Origin of the sequence: Thalassobacterium maritimum, from assembly GCF_031127805.1 — a bacterium.
Taxonomy (GTDB): domain Bacteria; phylum Verrucomicrobiota; class Verrucomicrobiia; order Opitutales; family Coraliomargaritaceae; genus Thalassobacterium; species Thalassobacterium maritimum.
The window spans coordinates 11,534-35,574 of sequence record NZ_JARXHW010000028.1 but is presented as its reverse complement, the minus strand read 5'-3'; the positions used below and the strand labels follow the sequence as shown (position 1 = coordinate 35,574).

15 protein-coding genes are annotated in these 24,041 nt (G+C 56.0%); 5 read left to right on the top strand and 10 right to left on the bottom strand.

Annotation, left to right across the window (positions count from 1 at the left end):
• Positions 1 to 21: 21 nt before the first annotated feature.
• Positions 22 to 501: a hypothetical protein gene (locus tag QEH52_RS12300; RefSeq protein WP_308950815.1), complete on the bottom strand. Its 480-nt coding sequence runs from the start codon at positions 499 to 501 to the stop codon at positions 22 to 24.
• A gap of 98 nt (positions 502 to 599) precedes the next feature.
• Here QEH52_RS12300 and QEH52_RS12295 point away from each other — a divergent pair, with 98 nt between their 5' ends.
• From QEH52_RS12295 to QEH52_RS12280, 4 genes are all read left to right on the top strand, one after another.
• Positions 600 to 1,001, top strand: coding sequence for a YchJ family protein (locus QEH52_RS12295; protein WP_308950814.1), 402 nt, complete (start codon positions 600 to 602; stop codon positions 999 to 1,001).
• On the top strand, positions 959 to 1,252 hold the full coding sequence (locus QEH52_RS12290) for a GIY-YIG nuclease family protein (protein ID WP_308950813.1): 294 nt from the start codon (positions 959 to 961) through the stop codon (positions 1,250 to 1,252). Before QEH52_RS12295 ends, QEH52_RS12290 begins: the two co-directional genes overlap by 43 nt.
• Positions 1,253 to 1,396: 144 nt before the next feature.
• Positions 1,397 to 1,672 carry a hypothetical protein gene (locus QEH52_RS12285; protein ID WP_308950812.1) on the top strand — a complete coding sequence of 92 codons (276 nt, stop codon included), beginning with the start codon at positions 1,397 to 1,399 and terminating at the stop codon, positions 1,670 to 1,672.
• 7 nt (positions 1,673 to 1,679) lie between these two features.
• Positions 1,680 to 2,246 carry a hypothetical protein gene (locus QEH52_RS12280; protein WP_308950811.1) on the top strand — a complete coding sequence of 189 codons (567 nt, stop codon included), beginning with the start codon at positions 1,680 to 1,682 and terminating at the stop codon, positions 2,244 to 2,246.
• 39 nt (positions 2,247 to 2,285) lie between these two features.
• Here QEH52_RS12280 and QEH52_RS12275 read toward each other — a convergent pair whose 3' ends face one another.
• The 3 genes from QEH52_RS12275 to QEH52_RS12265 form a co-directional block, all read right to left on the bottom strand.
• Positions 2,286 to 4,010 carry a glycoside hydrolase family 13 protein gene (locus QEH52_RS12275; protein ID WP_308950810.1) on the bottom strand — a complete coding sequence of 575 codons (1,725 nt, stop codon included), beginning with the start codon at positions 4,008 to 4,010 and terminating at the stop codon, positions 2,286 to 2,288.
• Between the two features lie 107 nt (positions 4,011 to 4,117).
• Complete coding sequence (locus QEH52_RS12270) at positions 4,118 to 7,120, bottom strand: hypothetical protein (RefSeq protein WP_308950808.1); 3,003 nt, start codon at positions 7,118 to 7,120, stop codon at positions 4,118 to 4,120.
• Between the two features lie 13 nt (positions 7,121 to 7,133).
• Entirely contained in the window at positions 7,134 to 15,479 is an 8,346-nt protein-coding gene (locus QEH52_RS12265; RefSeq protein ID WP_308950806.1) for an alpha-amylase family glycosyl hydrolase, read from the bottom strand.
• 182 nt (positions 15,480 to 15,661) lie between these two features.
• Between QEH52_RS12265 and QEH52_RS12260 the strand changes: the two genes are divergently transcribed.
• Entirely contained in the window at positions 15,662 to 16,702 is a 1,041-nt protein-coding gene (locus QEH52_RS12260; protein ID WP_308950804.1) for a LacI family DNA-binding transcriptional regulator, read from the top strand.
• Between the two features lie 20 nt (positions 16,703 to 16,722).
• Here QEH52_RS12260 and QEH52_RS12255 read toward each other — a convergent pair whose 3' ends face one another.
• The 6 genes from QEH52_RS12255 to QEH52_RS12230 are packed head-to-tail and all read right to left on the bottom strand — an operon-like array spanning position 16,723 to position 24,037.
• Positions 16,723 to 18,078, bottom strand: a complete 1,356-nt coding sequence (locus tag QEH52_RS12255; RefSeq protein ID WP_308950803.1) for a hypothetical protein — start codon at positions 18,076 to 18,078, stop codon at positions 16,723 to 16,725.
• Between the two features lie 48 nt (positions 18,079 to 18,126).
• Entirely contained in the window at positions 18,127 to 18,558 is a 432-nt protein-coding gene (locus tag QEH52_RS12250) for an ExbD/TolR family protein (RefSeq protein WP_308950802.1), read from the bottom strand.
• A 3-nt stretch (positions 18,559 to 18,561) separates the two neighbouring features.
• Positions 18,562 to 18,966 carry an ExbD/TolR family protein gene (locus QEH52_RS12245; protein WP_308950801.1) on the bottom strand — a complete coding sequence of 135 codons (405 nt, stop codon included), beginning with the start codon at positions 18,964 to 18,966 and terminating at the stop codon, positions 18,562 to 18,564.
• Positions 18,967 to 19,001: 35 nt separating this feature from the next.
• On the bottom strand, positions 19,002 to 19,796 hold the full coding sequence (locus QEH52_RS12240; protein WP_308950800.1) for a MotA/TolQ/ExbB proton channel family protein: 795 nt from the start codon (positions 19,794 to 19,796) through the stop codon (positions 19,002 to 19,004).
• A gap of 54 nt (positions 19,797 to 19,850) precedes the next feature.
• A complete protein-coding gene (locus QEH52_RS12235) occupies positions 19,851 to 20,948 on the bottom strand; it encodes a tetratricopeptide repeat protein (protein WP_308950799.1) in 1,098 nt (365 codons plus the stop codon).
• A 29-nt stretch (positions 20,949 to 20,977) separates the two neighbouring features.
• Positions 20,978 to 24,037: a tetratricopeptide repeat protein gene (locus QEH52_RS12230; protein WP_308950798.1), complete on the bottom strand. Its 3,060-nt coding sequence runs from the start codon at positions 24,035 to 24,037 to the stop codon at positions 20,978 to 20,980.
• Positions 24,038 to 24,041: the final 4 nt, after the last annotated feature.

Below are 24,041 nucleotides of genomic sequence, written 5' to 3'. Positions count from 1 at the left end.
CTTCAGGCCTTCAAGCATCGCTTACATTCCTTTAAACAGTTCGTCCCATATCTTATCGGCCTCGGTGCCGGAAGAGGAGGAGGCGTTGTCTTTAGCCGTCTGATAGAGGTAGGCGGCAAATGCTTGATCCTCTTCGCAAAGCATGCTTACGGGCACGTCGAGCACTCGTTGGTCGGACATGCGGCGCACTTTGAGTGAGTATGCGCTCGCTTCGATCAGTTCGGCGGTGAGGGAGCGATCCTTAGTATCGGTCAAGGTGAGGGCGCTCATTTGTGCGCGTGTGGCAAATCGATCGGAGGCCGGTGGTTTTGCTGGTACCGGCGTGGGGATGGCGATTTCTTTAGGAGCCGGGGGCGCTTCTGGTAGAGGCTCAGCTGCTGGCATCGGTGCTGTGACAAGCGGTGCCGGCACGGGCGCGACACTGCGTTGTTTTTTGCCGAGGGTATAGCCTGCGATAAAGCAAAGAGCTGCAATGGAGATTAGGGTAATGAGTGAGCGCATGGGGCGCAGTAATGCGGATTCGCTCGTGCTTGTAAATCCAAACCTCCTCGCGCTTCATTATTGCGGTCCAGGTTTCGGAGGCTTTTTATCGGCGATCTATGAAATGTCCTTGTGCGAGTGGATTGGAATACGAAGGGTGCTGCCAAGCTTACCATACTAGGCCGGGCACTGCGCCTACGGCGGAGGCGTTGATGCGCTCGCGCTACGCCGCTTATGTATTAGGCGAAATCGATTATTTACTCGCGACCACGCATCCCACTGAGCGCCAGCCCGACCTGGCTGCGGGCTACCGCTCGACTGCGGAAAGTATTCAATGGATGGGTTTGGAAGTCGTGAGCACTTTTCAAGGCGGCAAGAACGACAAAATTGGAAAAGTCGAGTTCAAGGCCAGTTACGTGCAGGCGGGGCAGCGTGCGATTCATCACGAAAAGTCGCGTTTCAAGCGGCATGCCGGGCAATGGTATTATTTGGATGGAATCGTAGACGACCAAGCGCTGTGAGTCAGTGGTGGGTCTATATGATTCGCTGTGCGGATGGTACTTTCTACACCGGAATTTCCACCGATGTGGCACGGCGTTTTGAAGAGCATGCGAGCGGCAGTCCCAAGTCGGCGAAGTATGTACGTGGGCGTGCGCCGCTGGAATTGATCTATAGCAAAGAGGTGGGCACGCAGTCGGAAGCCACGATTGAGGAACGACGTATTAAGCGTCTGACAAAAGCGCAGAAGGTGAAATTAGTTGGAGTTCAATAGCCGCGAGCACGGTATCATTGGGGAGCGTCAGGCATCGTCAGGGTTGTTGCGACGCTATGCCAATAGCGTCTGCGGTGAGCCAAGATCGGCAAAGTAGATGAATGACTTGCCAGCTTAGGCGGAGGCTTCCAAGTTTCGGGGATAATGCTTCGAATCTTACTTCAAATTTTCCACTGGTTGCTGACTTGGCTCTATTTTGTGCTGATCATCTGTTTTACAGGGGCCATGCTCGGGGTGCTCTCGCATCTGTTGTTTGGGCTTTGTTTCATGGATGGCCCGGACTACGGGTTCTTGGCGGCCTTTGGTTTTACCAATGGATTGACCTATGGAGGCGTCTGGGCTGGTGGCTTGGCGATTGTGCTCTGTGTGATGCGGGCGCGTAAGGAATACTTGCAGCGACACGGGGAATCAGAACAGTAGACGCTTTATGAAAACTTCAGATCGTATTATCGTCTATGGCGTCGGCTTTTTTATCGGCATGTTAATTGTCTCAATGCTATTGGCACGCCGCTCACAGAAAGAGGAAGCCGCTGTGGATCCATGGGTGGCGCATAATGCCGAAATGGTGGCGGCTGGAGCGGAGCCTTTACCGAGTGGTATGCCAGCGGCGATTCATCAGGGCCAGATTATCGATTTCGGCTATTTGCCCAATGCGGAGCAGCCTGAACAGCGTGTGTGGCTGCTGAACTTTGAGGAGAGCTACCCTTATGTGCGTGCGGTTGAGTCGTTGGATAGCGGTGAATTTAGTTTTATGGCGGCCGATCAGATCTCGATTTACTTGGCGGAAGGTGTCGATGTTACTGAACTCAAGCCTATGTTGGATGAGTTAGGTTTGCGTCTACGCATGTTTAATCGCAAAGAGAGCATCGCGGTGGTAGGAGTGCTGAATACTCAAATCGACGCAGTGCCCGCGACGATCGCAGCCGTGCAGCCGTGGAGCGATATGTTTGTGGCGGCCAAGGCCGACGACTTACATTTCAAGGGCACTCCGTAATGATGAGGGAGCTTTGACGCTAAAGCGTAGCTATGATATTTAGGGGCCAAATACCGCGGCGCTGAGCGGGGGCAGGCGGCGAGTGTTGGCTGCGGGATCGGTGCTCTGGATGACTTTTAAACCGTCGAGGTAATCGCCGTCGAGGGTGACATCGCCTTTGCCGCGATTGAGGACGATCACTAAGCGTTGCTCGCCGAGTGTGCGTTCGAAGGCGAAGAGCTGGCTACCGTCGCGGGTTTCGAGGACTTTGAAATCACCTCTGCGCAGGGCGGGCTGGGCGTGACGTAATTGGAACGCGCTTTGATAGCTGTTGTGGATTTCTGGGTCGAAGCGGTGCCACCAGGTGGGCATGCGGTCTTCGGGGTCGTCCGCGCCCCACATGCCGACTTCGCTGCCGTAGTAGATCATGGGTGCGCCGACATAGGTGGCTTGAAAGAGGGTGAGCATTTTCCAGATGCGGCGTCCGTCGGCGTCGGGGGGGCCGTTGTTGTAGCCGTGGGTGCGGGCGTGCACGCGTTCGCCGTCGTCGTAGTCGAACCAGTCGGCGTTTTTGTAGCTATCCCATGTGACGCGGTTCGCGATAGCGGATGCCACGCGTTGGGTGTCGTGTGAATCGACGAGGTTTTGCAGGATATAGGCGCTGTCGCCGTGGCTGTTGCGCTCTTGGTTGAGTCGTGCGGCGAATTCGCTGGCGGTGATTTTGCCGTCGATCAGCCAGCCTTTGACCGGGATGGCGAAGCCACGGTAGTTCATCGTGGCGGCGAAGTGGGTGTCTTTGAGGTAGTTCGCCGCGCTGCCCCAGATTTCGGCGGAGGTGAAGACCTCGGGGTTGATCTCGCGGATGTAGGCGTGCCATTCCTGCCAGAAGCCGGCTGGCACTTCTTCGGCCACGTCGAGGCGCCAGCCGGCGATGCCGTCGCTGGGATCGCCGTCGTTGTTGGGGTCCATCCAGCGCTTCGTTGCGTTGAAAATGTAGCGCTTGGGCCCTGGGGCGAGGTTGTTGCCGCTGGGATCGTTGGCAAATTCGGGCAGGCTCTTGAAGCCATACCAGCCGTGGTAGTCGAACTCGTTGCGCGCGGTGCGGGGATCGTCGAACTCTTTGATGTGATACCAGCGCGCGTAGCGGGACTTTTGAAAGGTGGTGCGAATGTCGGCGAATGCGAAGAAGTCGCGCCCAGTGTGGTTCCAGACGCCGTCGATAATGACACGGATGCCGCGCGCTTTGGCTTCTGCCAGCAGCTTGAGGAAAAGCTTGTCGGCGGCGGTCCATTGCCAGCTGCGCGGATTGCTGGATTCTTCGGCGATCAGTGCGAGGTCACCCTCGGGATCGGGACCGAAGTAGGGATCGATATGGTGAAAGCTGTTGCCATCGTATTTATGCAGTGAGTTGGCGTAAAAGATCGGGTTGAAATAAATGCCAGTGATGCCGAGCTCTTTCAAGTAGTCGAGCTTGTCGATGACACCTTGCAGGTCGCCACCATAACGGCGGTGTTGTAGGGTATCGGGGAAATGATAGCTCATCTCCTTTTCCCAATTCGCGCGGTCGAACCATTCGGAATCCCACGGGGTGATTTCCCATTTGGGCGAAACGTTGCGCGGGTCGTCCAGTGAGGCACGGGTGGGATCGTTGCTTGGATCACCGTTGTTAAAGCGCTCCGGGAAGATTTGATACCAGATTATGTCCTTCGCCCAATCGGGGGCGGCCTGCGTGGTGGTGCAGAGGCTGGCGGCGAATAGGCAGGAGGTGAGGACTTTTTTTAGCACGGATTTTTGAAGGGATTCTTTTGTCGGGGCGTGACTTGTCACGCCCGCGGCAGAGTGGCTCCTACAACTCGGCGGGCGTGACAAGTCGCGCCCCTACGTTTGAGGCTCTATTCCACTACGATGCGATAGAATTTCTTTTCGGGATCGGGGTTGGTGTCAGTCCAGCTGCCGGAGCTTTGGCCGGTGGCGTCGTTGATCCAATCGCCTGCGACTAAGTCGACGCGGGATTGAATGGTGTACGTCTTCCCGCCAACTGGATCCCAGGTGAGGGTGAAGTCGCCGTTGCTTGCTACTGTCTGGTCGCCGATGACGAATCTCGAACTATTATCCAGCGGGTTGGTGCCTGCGATTTTTTCGTCGGCATTGGAGAGGCCGTCGTGGTCTTCGTCGCCGTTTGCGGAAAGTAGTTTGACGAACTGGCTCTGCGAGCTGGTGGGGCCTTTGTTCTCGGTGGCGTTTGGATTGACCGCGCGGACCGAGATGGAAACTTGCTGACCCTCAGAGGCGCTGACGGTGTATTCGCTTTCAGAGGTGATGTAGGTGGTGGGATCGCCGCTGTTGATAATCACGGTGACTTCGTAGTCGGGGACAACGCCTGCCGAATCCGCAGCCACGTCTTCCCAGTCGAAGGTGGCCTCGGTGCCGATTTCGTAGGCGTAATTATTCGGCATGTCCGGAGTGGCGGGTGTCGTAGTTGGTGCGGTGACGTCGTAAACTTTGAGATATTGCGCTTCGTAAGGAGCACTGCTCCAGTCGCCATCCGTGGTCGGCACTTTGTTGAGGCTGACGAAGAAACCGCTGTCCTTGAGGTCGGCGCCGGTGATGCCGCTGCCCCACAGCCAAGTGTCACGGCGTCCGCTCATGCCGATGGAGTCGTTTAAGTAGGCGGCGATGTTTTTGACGTTATAGGTGCGTCCATCTTGTAAGCCGAGCAGGGGAGCGAGACTTTCAGGAATTTTAAAGTTATCACTTTGAGCGTTGTTGCGATCGACGTTGACGAAGCCGAGCACGACATCGCTACTGGCGGGCGAGGCGTTGGCTGTTTCGTATTTCGCGGCCGCAAAAATCTTGGTGTTGTTGCCGTCGCCGTCGAGGAACCAACGATTGGAACTGGTGAGTGCGGGGCTATTTTTACGTGCGGTTTGAATGCCGGAATAGACCGGGTAGAGTTGATCGTTGCCGAAGTTGCCATCGTTCCAGATCGGCATCATAGAGTTCCAGCGTTTGAAATGGGGAATGTCTTTGCCGAAATTGTTTTCGTAGTGGCTGTAACCGAAGGTGCCGGCGATCCCAAGCTCTTGGCCGGGGAAGATCATGCTGGTGCCATCCATCATGCCGACGGCTGCGGTGCGCACCACGGATTCCCATGGGTCGCTGGGGGTGGCTTCGTCGTGCGAGGTGTTGTTGAGCAGCACGAGGCCTTGTCCGTAGGCGTTGCGACGACCATCGAAGATGGAGCGGTAGCTGGCCTTATCGCTCGCAGAGTTGAGCGAGAAGGTGATGTTCTCGTTGAGAATGTCGAAGTGTCGATTGGAACGGTAAGTCACCGCGCCACCGTCGAGGGATTCGGACATCATCACGAAGTTCCATTTGCGGGTGCGGGCGACGTTGATCATGTATTCCCAGGCCCGGGGAGGGAGGCCTTGGCCAAAGTCGCAACGCAGACCGTCGATGCCGAGGTGGCGGTTGGCTTCGATCTTTGGGGTGCCGTCGACGTAGCCCGTTTGATCGAGCCAGAAGACTGCATATTCAGCAAAGTAATCCCAGACGCGGCGGGTAACATTTTGCAGACCTGGGGCCACTGTATCGTCGTCGTTTGTCCAGTCGCTGTCGGTGAAGTCGAACCAATCGCCTTCGCTGTTATAGCTGGAGCGTTCCGGTTCTGAGTCGTATTCGACGAGCGAATCGTAGCGACCGAAGAACACATCTTTGACGTCGTTCCATTTGCCAAAGTCAAAACGGTCGGGGCCGGCGGCGATGTCACCCGCGCCGGTTGCGCGGTTGCCGTAGTTACCATCGGCGGAGAAGAAGCGCGCGTCGCGATCACGAATCTCATCGGTGGGTGCCCACGTTTCGCCTGAACGCTCAAACAAATCGACGCCGATTTGCGCGAGCTCGACATCGAAGGCCGTGTGATTAAAGGGCGCGTCGAGCATGATGCCGACTTCTTCAGTGTCGGCGGCGGCGACGAAGTTTTGAAAGGCAGTCATCGAGGCGGCGCGATTTTGTGCGATGGTATTGGCGCCGTTGTAGTTGATCGTCATCAGCTCGTTGACTTCGAAAAAGTTCTTTACGGCGTAGGGGCTGCCGGGGTCATAGGGATCGCCGCTGCCGCCCCAGCCATCATTGGGCTCGCGGCCGTCGATGCCGTTGGGGTGGATCGGTTGGAACCAGAGCCAGTTCATGCCGAGGTTTTTCAGGTAGCTGAGATCCCAGCGATTACTGGCGTTGTGCGCGGCGCCGGCGGCATTGTGTAGATCTTCAAAGGTGGAACGTGTCTCGAAGGTGTCGCCTGAGGCTTCGATATTGAAAACATTGATCTCGTAAAGACGCACTTCCCGTGCATCGACTGGCGAGACGACGACGGCGTGGTCGCGCAGGCCATACCAGATCCAGTTATTGGGATCGTAGTTGTTTTCCGCGATGGAGTCGGATGTTTTGAAACGTGCGGTCAGGCGGTAGGCTCCAGTCTTGGAGGCAGGGATGGTTAACTCCCAAATATTGTTACTATCGCCATCCGTCATGTTGAGCGGGGCGTAGTAATGGCCGGTGCTGGGATCAACATCTGCAGGCGAATCGGTGATGCTGTTACCGTCGATCGGCTGGATGCCGTCGGCATAGCCGTCGCTGTCTTTATCAATGCGAGCGAGGTCGCGGCGGTTTACATTGGTAAAGACTTCGACGTCGGTGATGTTTGAAAACCCTGCCAAGTTATAGAGGATCTCGATGTCCACCGAGGTGCCCACGATTTCGTCGACGAAGACGTGGGTGGTGGTGTATTCCGCACTGCGAAAATCGTAACCGGGTGCATTGACTTCGAGGTAGCCCGCGGCTTGCGCGAGACTCGCGGCACCGATGAAGAGGGCTGTGTGTGTGAGGGGGGCTTTCATTAGAGGAGGGGTGCTAAGGTCGGGTGATCTCTATCTTGAAAAAGCGATTGTCGACTGTAGCGGGATCGGGATTGGTGGCGGAGCCGTCGTCGGTCCATGTGTAGGCGGGGGCGTCCTCGGTGAAGGAGAAGCGACCGCCGGCGGGTTGCCAAGTTTGTGTCAAATCATCGACATACCAGACGCGGTAGCTGCGGCCCGCGAGAACGGGGAAGGTCACAGTGAAGTGGCCGCTCTCGTTGCTTTCAATCAGGCCCTGCGGTAGACCGTTGAACTCCGCCTCTGTGAGGTCGAGCCCGAGCACGTATTCTTCGAAGTTGGTGAAGGCGTCGCCGTCGTCGTTGCCGGTTTTTCCGTTGCTGCCAGTGGCGTCGTCGGGATCGAGGCCGTTGTCCAGCTCCCACCAGTTGGGCAGGTCGTCGCCGTCGTTATCGGTCATGCCGCTTTCGAGGCTTAAGGTCATCGAGAAGCTGTTCTGACCGTCGACGTTGGTGAACTCGACTTGTTGCGTTAGCGCTTGGTTGCGCATGTTGGGCGCATTCCATTCGAGGGTGCCGGGTTGGTCGTCGACTGCGTCGCCGTTGAAGACTGTGTTGGCATCGTAGCTGACTTGAGCCACGACGGGCTCGGCACCGCCACGATTGGCGAGGCGTATCCGGCCTGCGGATACGCTGAGATTGTCGAGGTCGTATTGACCGCGGCTGATCAGGTTCCAGAGGTTGGGTGAGAGACCGTGACGCACGTAGAGTTTGTCGACATTGGTGCCGCTGAGGGTGTAGTCGGCTTGCAGGTCGGGGAGCACGTCGTCGAGCGTGATGGTCTTTATGATGTGGCTACCGGGTGCGGTAAACGTCCAACCATTGCTGCCACTGGCGGCGACGGTGTAGAGGCTGTTTACATATTGTGTGGTGCCCCCGCCGGAACCGTCGGCATACCAGTCCTTAAACGCGGAGGTGCGGCGTGCGCCGATGTTGCTAGCGTCCACGTTGGCGGTGCCTTCTTCTTCGGTTTCGTTGCCGGCGTAGCTTGGCTGAGTGCCGATGATTTGATAGACGGTGCCGCTGACGGGGTTGCGCGCAAAGGCGGCGACGCAGCGTCCGCCGATGGCTTCGAAGACGGCGAAGGCGGTTTCATTGTAGAGCAGGTATTCATCTTCGCCGTCGAGGTCGATGTCTTCGGCGCTGGTTTGTGCGATGACGGGTGCGGCGGCGGCCCAGGCGTCGACACGTTGGTAGAGGGCGGCAAAGCGCAACTGCGACTGTGCCAGTTTGGAGAACTCGGCCAGGTTGTTGAAGTCGGTGTCGGGGTAGATGTAAGTGCCGGTGGAGAACTTGCTGAGGTCATTGTTCTGCTGCTCATGGAAGGCAGTCACAAACATGGCCGCGTGCGCGACGGAGCGGCCCAATTGGCTAGTGCTGCTGTTACTGATGGCGGTGACGTCGCCCCATGCATCGTCGGCGATACCGCTGACGCCCACTTCGCCGAAGGCGGCGGGCACGTTCACGCCTGGGCGCACTTCAAAGGTCTTACCCGCGAGACCTTCTTCGCGGCCGGATTGGCCATCATACCAGTTGCCGTAGTCCTCTTGGGTGGCGTGGTCGATAAAGTCCTTGGCGGTGCGTTGCAGGCTTTGGCCGGTGCCGCGGTCGACGGTACTCCATGTGTCGCCGCTGCCATCGGCCGGCTGCGAGAGGTCGATATCGCCGTGCGCGACATCGTCGAGTGTGACGAGTTCGATCCACGGGCGGTTGGCGATCCAGCGCAGGTTCAGATCGTAGGCCTCGGCGTTGGCGGCGCTACGGAAGTCTTCCCAATCGCTGAGCAGGCTGAGCACTTGATCTTGGGTGCCGCTGCGGGCGCGACGACCGAGTAGTTCGCGCAGGGAGATGTTGAGCCCGAGATCCTGGTTTTGGAAAAGGAAGGTGCTGGCGAAGTCGTGGATTGGGAAGAGGCCGACGTTGTTGACTTCGTTGATCTGGTAGCCCGCTTGTCCGAGAGTTTGCGTGCGGCCAAACCATTTGAAGAAGTGGCGCATTTGATCCACCACAGTGTGGCTGTAGTCCATCGATTGGATGGTGGCGAGCACGCTGTCGTCGACCACGCGCTCGGCGGGCCAGAAGGTAGTGCTGGAAGGCGCCGCGCTGTAGATTTCGGTGAGCACGGTGTTGGATAAGTTGACACTGTCCTGCGTGAATGCGGTGGTGGCGAAGGGCACGACTTGGTCGGCAAAGGTGGTGCCAAAGAGCATGGCATCTCCGGAGAGCAGGAGGCTGCTAATGCGCGCGTTGAGTGTCGGACCGTCGCGGTAAGCTTTGCCGATGCTTGGATCGACGGCGGCCCATTGCAGTGCCGAGGCGAGGGTTGGTGTGATGTGCAAATTGACCGCGGCCGCAAAGGCATCGTGCGCGTCGACTAAGCGGAAGTAGCCCGCGGGATCGGTGCTGGCATCGTCGTGGATGCGGTCGTGCATTTCGTTGGCGGAGCGAATGGCTTGATTGCCATGTGTGATGAGCGCGACCTTGGCGCGCTTGCCACGGTCGTTGTCGCCTGTGCGGCTGAACCAGCTGTAGAGGATGCTCTTGTCGCCGCTGAGATTGCTTTGATCCTTATAATAAGAAGACGCGATGTAGTCGTTGCGGATGGAGTCGCGCACGTCGCTGCGGCCACCGATATCTCCGAGGCCGGGACCTGAGTTGTCGATGCCGTCGCGGGTGGTGTAGACTTGGAAGTTGAGGTTGTCGGCATTGCCATTCCAACCCGCGTCGAGCAAGGCTTGGCGACTGATAGAGGCTTCCATCGCGTCCAATTGGGAATTGAAGTAGGCTTGTTTGAAACCGTTGGTATCGGCTTGGGTGCGGCGCACGACGCCCTTGCTGAAGAGGTCCTCGCCGATGGCGGTGGTGTTGCTGCCGGAGTCGGTGTCGATATAAACGGCGCCGTTGTCGGCATTGTAGATCGCGACGACGGCCTCCCATTTCATGTTGGTGCGGGTGTCGACTTCTTCGGGCAGGGCGGACTCGCCGACGGCGGTGTTACCCGTGTCGATGACGACGTAGGCATCGAGATTGCCTTCCTCGGCAAAGGCTTTGAGGTCTTGGAAGTCGAATCGGAAGTAGAGTTTGCCGTCAGCGCCGCCGTCGCGGAAGTAGAAAGCCACGATGTCGCGCGATTCATCGAAACCGTCGTAGGCTTTATAGATATCGGAGCCTTGGTTGTTGCCGCCGTTGCCATCGTATTCGTCGAGCACCAGCAGGTCGTCGATGGTCCAATCGGTGAACTCGTTGAGATTGCTCACGCTGCCGACGGAGTCGTCCTCGGCGGGGCCGATGATGATTGAGTTGGCGGGGGGCGGTGGCACGTTATCGTCTTCCAGCGGGCGTGTGCCGTTGGCGAGTTCGGTGGCATTGTTGAAGCCGTCGCCATCGGGGTCACCGGTGGCGCCTTGGTTGATGTCGCCATCGTCGACTGCGGCGGTGCGTAGTGAATCGGTGCCGTTATCGAGCGGGTCGAGGCCGTTGTTGATTTCCCAGCCATCGGGCAGTCCGTCACCGTCGGTGTCGCGATTGAGAGGATCGGTTTCGGACCATGCTTCACCTGCATCGTAGACGCGATTGTTGTTGCTGTCGCCTGCGATGACGCCATCGAAGTTGCTGTCTTCGCCGTAACCGTCGCTGGCACCATCGCCGTCGGTGTCGGCGTTGTTGGGATCGGTTTCGGTCCAGGTTTCGCTGGGCTGTTTGACGCCGTCCGGCCAGTCGCGTTCTGCCCATGGATTGAAGTCGACGGGGATGATGGCACCATCGCCATCGACCCAGCCGTTGCGGTTGGCGTCTTCGACCCCGTCGGAAATGCCGTCGTAGTCGGAATCGGGATTGGTGGGGTCGGTGACACTGCCCGCGGACTGACGTGTGCGGTCGCCGCCTGCGCTGATGCTGTCGACATTGGGCACATTGCCGTAGTTATCGACCGTGTTGTAAAAGGGCGGATCGAGGTCGCCGATGAAGTTCTTAAAGCCGTCGCCATCGGTGTCGGCGTTTGCATCGGTGTCGGCGTTGAGGGCATTGCGCCAGCCGACTTCGAGCCCGTCGGGCAGGCCGTCGCCGTCGGTGTCGGGCGAGAAGGGATTGGAACTGCCGAATGCGAAATAAGCGTGAATGTCGCCGTTGGTCCATTGATCCGAATTGACGATGGGCAAGAGCTGAGCGGTGTTTTCATCGGCATCGAGCAGGCCGTCGTTATCATCGTCGGTGTTGTTGGGGTCTTCCTCGACCAGCTCGCGGAAGATGACCTTGGTGTTGCGATCGGCGGTGCCGGTGCCACCTGGAGCGGTGACGGTGGCGGTGAAGCGGTAGCTGCCCTCGGCGATGGCGGACCAGGTGAAGTCCCAGAGTTTGCTGTTGCCCGAGACTACGCTGCTCGGCGTGCCGATGCTGGAGCCTTTCAAATCGACGAAGTTGAGTGCCACGTTGGTCGCATCCAGATTGGTGGCGATTTGTATGGTAAACTCGCGCTGGTCGGCAGTGGGGGCAGGCACGTCGGCCAGAATGATTTCGTAAGGGCGGCTGTCAGAGCCGAGTTCCGGCGGGTTGACGATCAGCACCCGTGGCGTGGTGACGGGGAGCGCGCGCACGATGCGGGTCGACTCGAAGTCGGTGGCGGGCGTGGGGCGGTCGTGGGTGACGGTGATCTTGTGATCGTAGTCGTTGATGTCGTTATAGAGATTGGGCAATTGATAGGCCAGCGCGTGGTATTCGCTGGTCTCGTTATAAACGATCGAGTAGTCGTCGCGGCTTTGTGATTCACCGGCGTCGTTCTCTTCGGTCGAGCCGATGTTAATCAAGAAGCGATCGATGAGTTGCTGTTCAGTTAATCCATCGGAAAGTGACTTAGTGAAGTAAACCTTCATCACGTAGCTATCGTCCACGATCTGGCGATTCTGTGCAGGGAAGGCGATGAACATGCGTTCGTCGGGGCCGGCGGTGTTGACGGTGCGTGTGAGTGTGGTGAAGTGGCCAGCTTCGTCGCTGAGCGCAAAGTCTTCGTAATTGCTAGAGGAGAGTTCGCGGAAGCGCACTTTGATGTCGGCGCTGCCGGTGGCGGGTACGTTGACGTAGTTGAAGCGCCACTCTTTACGATAGGCAGGATCGCCGGGGGTGATGTTGAGGCTGGGTGTTTGCTCGGAGGCGAGCGCCCAGATTTCGGCGACGTTGTTATCCCACTGTTCATTGCCGTTGAGGTCGTCGTAGCTTTCGCCAGCGTCGCGGGTGCCGTTTTGATTGGTGTCGGTGAAGGGCTCGAATCCGACGCCGTTGCCATTACTGCCGCCGGTGTTGACGTCGTCGTTGGTCGTATCGGAATCTTCGATACGATACCAAACTTCTTCGACGGTGGCATCGGTGCGCACGACGATGCCGTAGCTGGAGCCGCCAATGGTGTCGCCGTTGTTTTCCGGGTAGCGCACTTCGCCCTGTGGGCGTTCGGCATCGTAGTAGAAGGTCTGTTTGAAGGTGTTGTAAATGGAGGCCTTGCTGGGGCGCTCAAGGAAGGTGCGTGCGGCGATCATGTGCATGCCTTCTTCGAGCCCGGTTTCGCTGACGCCGTAGTCGTTGTGCGGGCGCACGGTGACGGTGGTGAGGTCGCGCTCGTCCGTTTGGAAGATGGTCATCATCTTCGTCTTGAGGGCGACTTCGGCCGCGCCGCTGGGGAAGACGCTGTCTTGGTTAGTTTTATAAACGCCGATCTTGTATTTCAAAGTGCCCCCGGGTGTGGGGTTGATTTCGGCGCGCCACCAGTTGTCGCCGTCCTCGGTGTTGGGCACGACGTAGAAGGCTTCGGCGACTTGTGTCGTGCCGCGGCCCCATGCGCCCGCGCCTTCGGGGGGAGTGTCATCGGTGGTGTAATAAACGTAAGCTTTGAAGCCTGCGCCGACGCTGTTGGTCTTTACCCAAATGATGGTGGAGCTGCCGGTCTGGTCGAGCTGGGTGGCGGTGGCGAGCGCGCCGTCGTCCGGTGTCCAACTGCCGAATCCGGCTGTGGGATCGTGAAAGACGAAGGTGGCTGCGGCGGCTTCTTGTGGGTTGTCGCCGAAGCCGTTTGCGGTGACGTCGCCCGCGGTGAAAGTCTCCGCGCCAGCAGAGCCGAAGATGCAACGTGCGGTGTCGGTGGCGGCGAATTTTTCGGGGCCGATACGGTCGACGTAAGTGGCTTGTTCGTAGCCGAGGAAGGTGTCGGTCGCGAGTGCGGGAGGATGGTCGCGCGGGTCGCCGCCGGCGTGGTTGGTGTCGTTGAGGTCGATGCCGCCGTCGAGTTTGAGCAGGATGTTCTCGGCGGAGCCGTCGGCGCGGGCGACGAAGCGCACCTGTGTGCCGTCGGTGATGCGAGGCACGGTGGCGGTGTAGGCGAAGTCGTCGTTTTCGGGATTGCTGATGATGGGTTGGCTGGAGCTGGGCAAGGTATCGCCGTGAAAGTCGGCATCGCCGTTGGGGCCGTCTTTGCGCAGCACGTCGACGGTGCCGACTTCGACGCCGCCTTGATAGATGGTGAGCGGGCGGCCGCCGGAGTTGGCCCACAGGCTGGAAGGATCGGGGTTTTTCCAGCCGAATACGAAGTAGCCGCCGGCAGGGATGACCGTGGAGCCATTTGTTAGGTCGGAGGCATATTTGTAGAAGCCGCCGCCGTAGTCGGAGTAGTTGTAAAGATAGGCATCGTTGCCGCCAGCGGTGGCGGGAAAGCTGGTGCCGAAGTTGCGACCATGGCCGGTGGAGTAATCATCGTTGAGCATGAAGAGCATGGTGACGCCGTCGGCATCGGTCATGCTGCCGTTTTCGCGTTTGTCCATGCGCTCGTAGATCACGACGTCGCTGTCGGAGTATTTGCCGAGTTGGTAGCCGCGGGCAAATTGCTCGTGGATGTAGAGGATGTTGGGCACCCGTGCGTCGTCCCATTGGCCGAGGAAGGCAGTGTTGGCATGACGCGGGAAGGCGCCGCCAGACTCGCCAAGAGTTTCGGCTTGGTAGTTGCCATCGGTGTAGAGCAGGCCGAGTCCGGCACGTGTGAAATACATGGCGTGCTGAAGCTCGCGGCGGGAGGCGTAGTCGTTGTCGTGACTCTGCGCGTGCATGACCGTGAGCGAAGGATCGAAGCCACCCGCACCCGAGTTATCGAAACCATTGAGCCCATTCCACGGACTGCCGAGGCGGCTGTTGAATTCCGTGCGGAGGGGATTGTCGACCAAGCGCATGCCGGCGTCGAAGTAGGGGCCGTAACCGGGCGGTTCGCCGAGGTGTTCGCCGAAGACCATGGCGTCGTCGCGGGGCGCTTCGGTATCGAAGACGGTATCGCGGTGGTTGTTCCAATCGGTGAAGCCACGGGTGAGATTGTACTGCACTTGCACTTGGCCCAGGTAGCCGTAGTTGCTGGAGTCTTTGTCTTCGCCAAAGGTCGCGCCGAAGAAATCCGCCTGCGCATGTTTCACCGCGTCGAGGCGCAGGCCGTCCGCATGGGTGCGATCCATTAGCCAACGAGCCGCGCGGTTGAGGTAGTCTTGCACATACTCTTCGTAGTAGCCGGCGTTGTCTTGTAGGTATTGCTGTGCGCGGGTTTTGATTTGGGCCTCGCTGGGAGTGGGGTTGCCTTCAGTGTTTAACAGGCCTTCGGCGAGCGGGAGCAGGCCGCCGAAGCCGATGTAGTTGTCGTCTTTATCATAGGCGTATTGCTCGGGGCGATCGAGGTCGCGGATGAATTTGATCTTCGGAAAAGTGCTGCCTTCGGTGGGGCCAAAATTGTAGTTGGTGGTGCCGGGCTCCTGGGCAATGTCGATTAAATCGGCGAGGCCGAGGTTTTGCACCTGCCAGGCGCTGTTCCAGTCGCGGGTGTTGTTCCACTTGCGGTAAAAGCCCTCCTGGGTGGTCTGTAGGTGGAAATCTTCCGGCACCATGCCAGGGTAGACATCGATCGGGGTGTCTTCATTGTAGCCTGGGATGTCAAAGGCCCGGTGGTTCATGATGTTATCAAAATAGACCCGGATGCCAAAACGGTGAGCGGTTTTGACCAGCTCTAGCAACTCCGCTTCCGTGCCGTAGCGAGTGCGTACGGTGTTGCGCTGGTTCTTGCTGCCCAGGTCGAAGGGGTCCCACAGGTCGTAGCCGACGGAAAGACCGCCGCTGCCTTTAGTGGGGGGCGGCAGCCACAGCGAGGAGTAGCCTGCTTCCGCCAGCTCCGGCATCTTGCGGGTGATCTCTGCCCAGTCCGTGTTGAAATACTGGAGCATAGCCTCGCTAAATACAGTACGGCAACTGAGTAACAGTAAGAGCAAGGTAGACAGCCGTAGCGAGACTGAGAGTGGTTTTAGGGATAGATGCATGGGCTTGGGGTGCCTACAAAGTAGACGGGTGCGGGATCATTTGAAGCGAAGTTAAGCGATTCATGCCGAAACTAAAGCGAGGCGACGGTTCGACAGTCAAACAAACGTAATTTGGCCTTGTTCAACTGTTAACTTAATGCTTCAATTGTGTGTCCTGTTCTTATTTAATACCTCTATTAGAAATGCCCAATACCCCTGAGCGCCGCCCTAATATGCAGCAAATCGGCGATGCTGCTGGAGTCAGTAAATCTGCTGTTTCACTTGCTCTGCGTAACGATCCACGTATTCCCGAGGCGACTCGCTTGCGTATTCAACAGATCGCTGAGGAGATGGGGTATCGCCGTAATCCAGTTGTGGATTCGCTGATGACTCAGCTGCGTGCGGGGCGCCAGCCGACTTTTCAAGCCAATCTAGGGCTGATTAATTGCTCGCCAGTCAGTGATTTGGGTCAGAATCACACCTTTCGACGCCTGCGTGAGGGGGTCTTACGCCGGGCGGAAGCTCTCGGTTATGGTATCGAAGAATTTTGGTTGCAACAGCCTGACATGCGACCGCAACGACTGAAGCAAATTGTGGAGACGCGTGGGATTCGTGGTCTGATTTTAATTGCGGCGCTCAGCCCTGATACCATTGATCGCGGCTATGTCGATTTTTGGTATGATTTCGCCTGTGCCGTGATTGGGGTGACGCATCTGAATAATCGACTTAACTGTGCTTCCAATGATCAGTACCTCACCGCGCGTCGTGCCACTGAAAAGGTATTTGAGCTCGGTTACCAGCGCCCGATGCTAGTTGTGCCGCCAAATGATGATGCGCTGCTAGAAGATAAGTTTAGTGCAGGATTCTACAGTGCAGTTCGGCGTTTATCGCCGCAGAATCAGTTAGCAGTGGTGCCACTTGATATGGACGACCCGAGCGTCGCTTTGCAGGCGATTCGTTTAGAGAAGCCCGACGTGGTGATTACTAATCAATCGGAGTTTTATGACATCCTACATGATGCCGGTTTTAGCATCCCAAGGGAGCTCGGGCTAGTGCATCTCGACTGGCACTGTGCATTGGCTAATATTGCTGGCATGCGGCAAAATAATCGCGTGGTCGGTAGCGCGGGCGTGGATTTAGTGGTTGGACAATTACAGAAAAATGAATTCGGTTCGCAAGAATTTCCCAAAGTTGTGCAAATTGAGAGTATATGGGTTGATGGCCCCAGCGTGAAGATGCAGTGATTTATGTGCGGACGGACTGCTTAGTTCTTCGTCTCTTTGGAGCTGCGAGCGCTTTTGATCTCGTTTTCTCCGCGAATCACACGGTTCTTGCCGGCGAAGGAGCGCACGTAACTGTTTAAGGACTTTTCCGCTTCCTTGTTGAAGGCTTCATCGCCTGCGAGGAAGAGAATGACGTTAATCGATGGCTTTGCCGATCCTTTGTCGGTGTAGAGCACATCGACTAGTTCTCGGAAATATTTTTCGACGTCACGTTCCTCGATCCAGTGGGATGGTTGCCAGCCCGGGTGTTTCGTTTTCCATTCCAGTTCAAGTTCGCCTGCGTTGGAGTAGACCCCATAGCGTTGAGCTAACACGCGTGGGGGCAGGCCTTTTGCTTTTCGCTCTGCATTTTGTCTGTCGAGCTCCGCTTTGACTCTTTGCTCCATTTCCGGGATTTCAAGTTTATGTTCTGCCAGCTGCTTTTGATACTTGCTGGATGCGGTAGTTCTCGCCCATTCCTCGTTTTCACGTTCAGTTGGTTTGCGGCGTATACGTTCAAAGCCTTTGTGGTAACCTGTAATGAAGAAAATTGCATCCACATTTTGCTCCAATGCATATTGAGTTAAGAAAGCGGTTTCATTGCCTCGGTCGCCTGAGTAAATGATTGTCTCGTGCACGACTTCATCGCTGAGTGCTTTCAGCTTAGGCTGACGTGCCTGCGGGACGCCTTCTAGCCCAGGTGCATTGGGATTGGAATTGACCGGAGTGATCCATTGAATCAATTGCTGGTGCACCTGATCGCCTGCGGAGACTAGATGGTCCTTGAAGAGCATCGTTTTACGACGATCCTGCAGCATTACGTTGAACAGGGTGCCAGTCGAAAGATTGCCGACCATGTCCGTGATCTCGTCCTTGATGACTTTATAACTATTCAGCCCTCCTTTGGCATCAGTGACCATGTGGCGGTTGGCATCGATCACGAAGAGGATACGTTCTGCACGTGTTTTGAGGCCGAATACGCTGACGTCGGACATACCGATACCTATGCTTCCGCGTGTGCCGCCAAGTAGAGAGCCACCTCCAAAGCTCCCCAGGCCTGCGCTTACGGTAAACGACTCTTGCATGCTGGGCAGTTCTACGTCCACCGCAGTCACGGAAATATTACCTACTTGCTTCATGCGTAGGCTTTGCATCGACTGTGCTTGTGGCGCAGCTTGTTGCTTAATCTCAATTTTAACCTCTGGGGGAGGTTGCTCTTCGACGATGGCGGGCGGCTCTTCAAACTGCGCCTCGTCAGGAACTATATATTTATAGACCGTGATGGATCCGAGAATAAATAGAGCGAGTGCGTGCACGCCACCACTGATCAACAATACGTTGAGCAGCATCGGATTCATTTTGCGCTTTTTCCTAGGGGTAATCATGGGGCCACTTGGGGCTGGATTTTATTCTCCGTAAGCAGCGAAGGAAACTTTTGTGATCTTTGCTCGGGCAGCGGCGTTTAAAACATCAATCGAACGTTGGTGGGGGGAGTCGGGGTCTGCTTGGATTTTTACCACAGTATCGATACCAGCGCGGTCGGAAGACAGCTTGAGTCGTGTCAACGTAGTGCTGAGTCGGCTCATGTTGCGATCATTGATGCCATCCATTGGCGCGCCATTGAGTAAGATCAAACCATTTGGGAAGACTTCTACGATGTGCTCACTCGGCAGGTCCAAGCTCTCTGCTGGAGGGGCGTTACTGGGGAGTTTGATACTGATGTCTGCTTCTTGCTGTAGAGGCAGGAACATGAAGTAAATGAGTAGAAGGAAGACCACGTCGATCATCGGTGTGATGTCGACTTTATCTTCGGATTCGAGTACGGAGCTGACTGCCATAGATTAGTCCTTAGCTGATGCGAAGATGAGGTCGAAGATGCCGGCCTGTGCCGTGGCCTCCATGACGCGATTGACGTGACGGTGCGCAGTGTTTGCATCGGCACGTAAAAATACCTGAATCTGCGGAAGTTCCGCTTTGAGCGCCGCAAGGTGCGCAGTGAGGGCTTCAGGAGTGATGGGGGTCGCGCCCAGGAATAGTTGCCCTTCAACATCGACCGATATATACTGACGTTCGCCAGGTTCTTCGGGAATGGTGGCTTGTTCGGCTTCTGGCAATTCTAGTTTCACCAGCTCTGCGCTGATGAAGCTGATCAATGTCATGAAGAACGCGATAAGCAGGAAGACGACGTCAATCATCGGAGTCAGTTCAAACTCCGGATCGACCTCTTCTGGGGTCCACATTGCCATATTTATATTTGGGTGAGCGAGAGAAGGAAAAGAGATTAAGCGCGGTTGTTAATCGCCTTATTCAGAGTGAATTGCAGGTCGCCAACGACGCGTCCGATACGCGAAGTGATCTTACCGTAGCGATTCTTGAAGAAGAAGAAAAAGAACATCGCGGGAATACCGACGATCATTCCGGTGGCGGTGGTGATCAGAGCTTCCGAAATATTACCAGCCAGCGCTTGAGCACTACCTGCACCTTCAGCTTCAATCACGTTGAAGGCTTTAACCATACCAGAAACAGTTCCAAGCAGTCCCACCATAGGAGAGAGAGAACCGACCACGGAGAGATAGTTGATCAACACGAAGGGGCCTGCCAATTCTTCCGCGCTGGACTCTTCGATCGCTTCTTTGACTTGCTCTGAATCGTAGTTATTGACGTCGACGCGGTTCATGCCGGATTCGACAATGTTTGTTACAGGCGAGGGGTTTTCCTGACAAATGCTCTTAGCTTTCTCGATATCGAGGTTCTGAAGTGCTTCATCGATCTGGGTGGTTGCGGCTGAGTTCAGGATCGGCTCTGGGCGCACAGCCATGAAGTTATAGACAATCAATCCGAAACCACCAATAGAGAGCAGGGTGAGCGGATACATCGCCCAGCCACCTGCTTTATACATGTCGATCAGTGATTTTTCGCCGCCAGCAGGTGCGGCTTCTTCTGCAGACGCCTCTTCGGTATCTGCTGGTGCCGCGTCTTGCGCGCTCAAAGGCTGTGTGAGCACCCACTGTGTCGCGATGGCAAACAGTGCGATGGCAAAGAAGGTGGGGAGGAGACGTAACGTAGGTGTTTTCATGATTGTAGATGTAACTAGATGTTTTGTTTTAAATGTATGGGTGTTTTATAAATGTTATTCGACCGCTTGAACGGGCGGAAGTAATGCAAGTGAGTTTTCAGCGCTCTGTGACCAAGGGGATTCAGGATACAGGATCACGATTTCCGTCCAGACATTGCGTGCTGCCAAATTATCATCGGAGCGCGCGTAGCAGTCTCCGATGAGGTAAAGCATTTCAGGCACCCAGACGTAGGAGGTTTGGGCACGTACGAAGCCACGTGTGAGCAGGTCGAGCGCCTTACCATAATCCTCACTGCTATGGGCGCGTGAGCCTTGCAGCAGTTTATACAGTGAGAATAAACGCTCGTTCGGGTCAGGCTCCTCAAGCGCATCGATCATTGGGGTGGCTTCATCGACGCGGTCTGCTAATACAAGACTGTAAGCCAGCCACATTTGCACGTTTTTCTTTACGTCATCGGGCACAACCGCTTCAATTTGTTGGTAAAGAGGAATCACCGCTTCGTATTTGCCTGCGGCTCGTAGCGAGTCAGCGGCATCGACGATGGGGCGGATGTTAACGGCATATTGACCTTGGACCGGAATGATCTGTGTCATCCCTGCGGCGGCATCAAAGTTCTCTTTGGCGAGATAGGCATTCATCAGCGCGATGGCGCTTTCGCTATACTTGAGACCGACTTTGTCCAATTTAATACGGTTGAGCAGGTCGTAGGCTTCATTCAGTTCATCGGCACGAATTAAGGTGTCGATCAAAGAACGAATGGGGATGTGCAGCTGAGTGAAGCTCTCTGGCACGGCGTGGAATTTAACGAGTGGATAAGCGTAAGGACGCAATAAAGTAAGTGCCCCCGTGTAGTTGCCGCTGCTGATCATCCGATTGACCTCGGGCATGGTGGAGCTCTCTAGGCGTAGTGTTTGCACCATCGATTCACTGACGGGCAGGGAGACTTCGCCTACGCCGCCTTCGAGTTCGGCGACTAGCATGTCGTCCTTATAGGCTACGAATTTAAGTGTCTGGCGCGCGCCATTATTGTTTTGTTGGATCAATACGGGCTCGTTGCCAAATTCAATCCAGTAGGGATTGGTCTCTTGAGCGGTGGCTGCTGTTTGAGCCAGAGCTGCCATGAGCAGTAGGGTGGAAATGCGCTTCATCATAGTGCGTCGGTTTCTGATTGGGGCAAAGGTCATACTTGAAGCTCCTTAAGTTTGGCTTTGATCGCTTCTAGGATATCCTCAGGGGCATTGGCTGGAAGTTCCTTAATCGCCTCTTGTAAAGTATTGATCGCGTCCTGCTTTTCACCCATGCCGATCAGTGCGTCTGCGTCGGAAAGGTAGGCGCGTGCGCTCCATTCCGGCAGGTGAGGGTAGCCGAGGAAGGTGCGTTCGAAAAAGCCGTGTGCCTGAGGATAAGCACTTTCGGCCATGTAGGACTCCCCGATTTGTTGTAGCGCTTGTGCGTGTAGCACACCACGCCATTCGGGCACGCGTAGGATGTATTGATATTTTTCGCGAGCTTTGTCGCCGCGGCCCATTTCACTTAATAGTTCCCCTTGGCGTAGCATCACGGCAGGGATCTTGGGAGAGCCGGGGAATTGAGTGACGATCTGTTCTAAGTAGCCGAGCGCTCCAGAGTGATCACCCTTTTCCGCGGTGACATCGGCCAAGCGCATAAAGGCGACGATCGTGGTGTCGTCGGTCGGATAGTTGATCAAGATTTGGTTCCAGGCATCCTCGGCGAATTCCAGGCGCTTGTTGCGCTCATAATCCGCGATATAGAGGATGGCACGTGGTGTGATGGTCTGGATCAGTGCACGGTCGAAGCGCTGGCTGGGTGCGAGTTCGACTCCGATACGATAGAGGCCCATTAGCATACGAGTCTCTGAAATGAAGTCGTTCTTAGCCTTGGCCTTGGCGAGTAGGTCCTTGAAGTAATCTTCTGGTTCTTCACTGGGGTAGCGCTCCAATTGTGTGCGATAGGGCGTCATGAAGTCCTGAATCGGGCTGAGGTCGTTGACGAGCTCTGGAGTGAAATCCGGATCGTTGCGCAAGCGATTGTAAAGGGACTGATCGATGTTTGGCGTGACGTAGAAGTGCTCAAACAGGAAGCCACGGTCGGTGACAATCTTCTCACGGAATTCGAGATCGTTCTGTAGTTGATCGAAAAAGGCGACCGTGCGGGAAATAATCGTTTTATTTTTGCTGTATTTCTCAGCATAGCCTTCGATCAAGGCATCCACACCGCTGTTGTGGGGGTCTTGGGCGTATTTTTCGATGTTTTCACGGTAGAGTGCGAGCATCTCTACTGGGCGCATTAGATACTCGTAGGCCAGTCCGAGTTGCAGCACGGCACGTGTGAGGTCGCCGTTTTCGCCGTAAAGGTCGATGTATGCTCTAAAGTGGGTGGCCATTTCCTCATAGCGGCCTAGCTCTTCGAGAACGCCGCCGATGCGGAAAGCCGCGCCGTTGTGTACGTCTTGGAGAGTCGTGATTTCGTCGGCCTTGCGGAAGTGTTGCAGTGCAAGCTCTAAGTTGGTCGCCAGATATTCGACTTCACCTAGGAAGAAATATGCTTGGTCCAGGGCGCTGCCTTGGGGATATTTTTCAACGTAGGCGTAGAGGGTGTCGCGAGCTTCTTCGAAGCGTTGAGCATAGAACTGGGAGGCGCCTTTTCGCAGTAGGCCGTCTTCAGCGTAGGCGCTGGTGGCATATTGATCCACTAGACGAGAGAAGCTGGCGACCGCGTCTTCGAACTGGCTCAGTTGTAACTCTGCTAGGCCGCCCCAGTAAAAGATGCCATCTTCGTAGATGCTGTTAGGATGTGCGTTGTACCATTCCGCTGCTTGATTGATGAGTTGTGCGTATTCTTTATGCTCGATCAAGTAGCTGGCCCATTGAGCGAAGAGGCTGGGCCCCACGGGGTCGAGTGGGCGGCTGCCGAGAAAGTCGACTGCGATGGCCATGAACTCTTCGTTGCGGCCTGCCTTCTTTAATTCATTAGCTAAGGCGCCCGTCACGTCGGAGTAATAGTCCCCATTGGGGAAGTTACTGCGGTATCTGCGGCCGACTTCTATCGCAGTTTCTATTTTGCCGATTTGAAGTGCGTTTGAAAAAGTGGCAAAATTATAAAACTCAGCTTGTGGATCGTCTGGGTTCTCTTCCATCAGGTCGTTGAACATCCAAAACGCTTCATAGCGGCGAGCTGTCTTTGTGTAGTTACGTGCACGGCGCACCAGGAGTTCGTTTCGCAGAGTCGGCAATTTACGCAGATGTGTTAAATTGTTTTCTAAGGTTTTGATTTCTTGCTGTAAGCGCTCGACCTCGTCCTCGCCGTTGCCAAATGCGATACGTTGCTCCATGCGCGCGGTTTTGCTACTTACTTGTTCCTCGTGCCACTCGATCATAATGTCGGTGGTCTTGATTAGGTTGAGGGTGAGAGCTGCGTCATTGACGCGTCCTGCATCGACTAAGGTGTCACTCGCTTTGAGCAGCGCCACGTTGAGGCGTGGGCGGTAGCGAACTTCCGATTCTTTTGCCAACATTGGCAATAGTTTGATCGCATCGTCTAGGCGTTTCGCTTGAAAGAGCGCTTCGAAGCTGGCTGCGGCTGCCAGTGCCTGATCATTGAGGTCACGAGCGACATCAAGTAGCTGCCCAAAGTAGGGGAGTCCGGCTGCCAGTTGCCCAGTGCTGTAATAAATCTGAGTCAGATCCTTCAGCATCTTTGTCTGTTCCGAATAGCTGAGGCGCACATTGCTATAGGCTCCTGATAGGATCTTCTGCATGATTGCGATCGCCTCGTCATTGCGGTTCAGCACGCGAAGCACATCAATCCGTTTCAGTAGCATGTCTTTGATCTTGGACGAATTTGGAAATTCTGCTTCCAGCTTATCATACCACTTGAGCGCTTCCTGTAGTTCACCAGTTTGCCCCGAGGCTACATATTGTTGGATGTGCCCTGTGCCTATGAGGAAGATCGGAAAGTCTAATTTTATGTCAGGGTTGTCGGTGGCTTCGACCCGCTTGACCAATTCCTTGAGCAGCGGCATCGCTTGAACGAGCTGGCCCTCTTCTACTAGAGCATTTGCTTGGCTTTGAAGACCTGTGAAGCCGAGCTGGCTGGCATCCTCGGCCTGAGCATGCGCTGATTGTGCGCAAGCAAAAATTAAAACGGCGGAAGTTAAACTATTAAAAGTAGATCGAAACAGCATCACAAATGGACGGGGGAGAAATGGTCGAAAGCGCATAAGG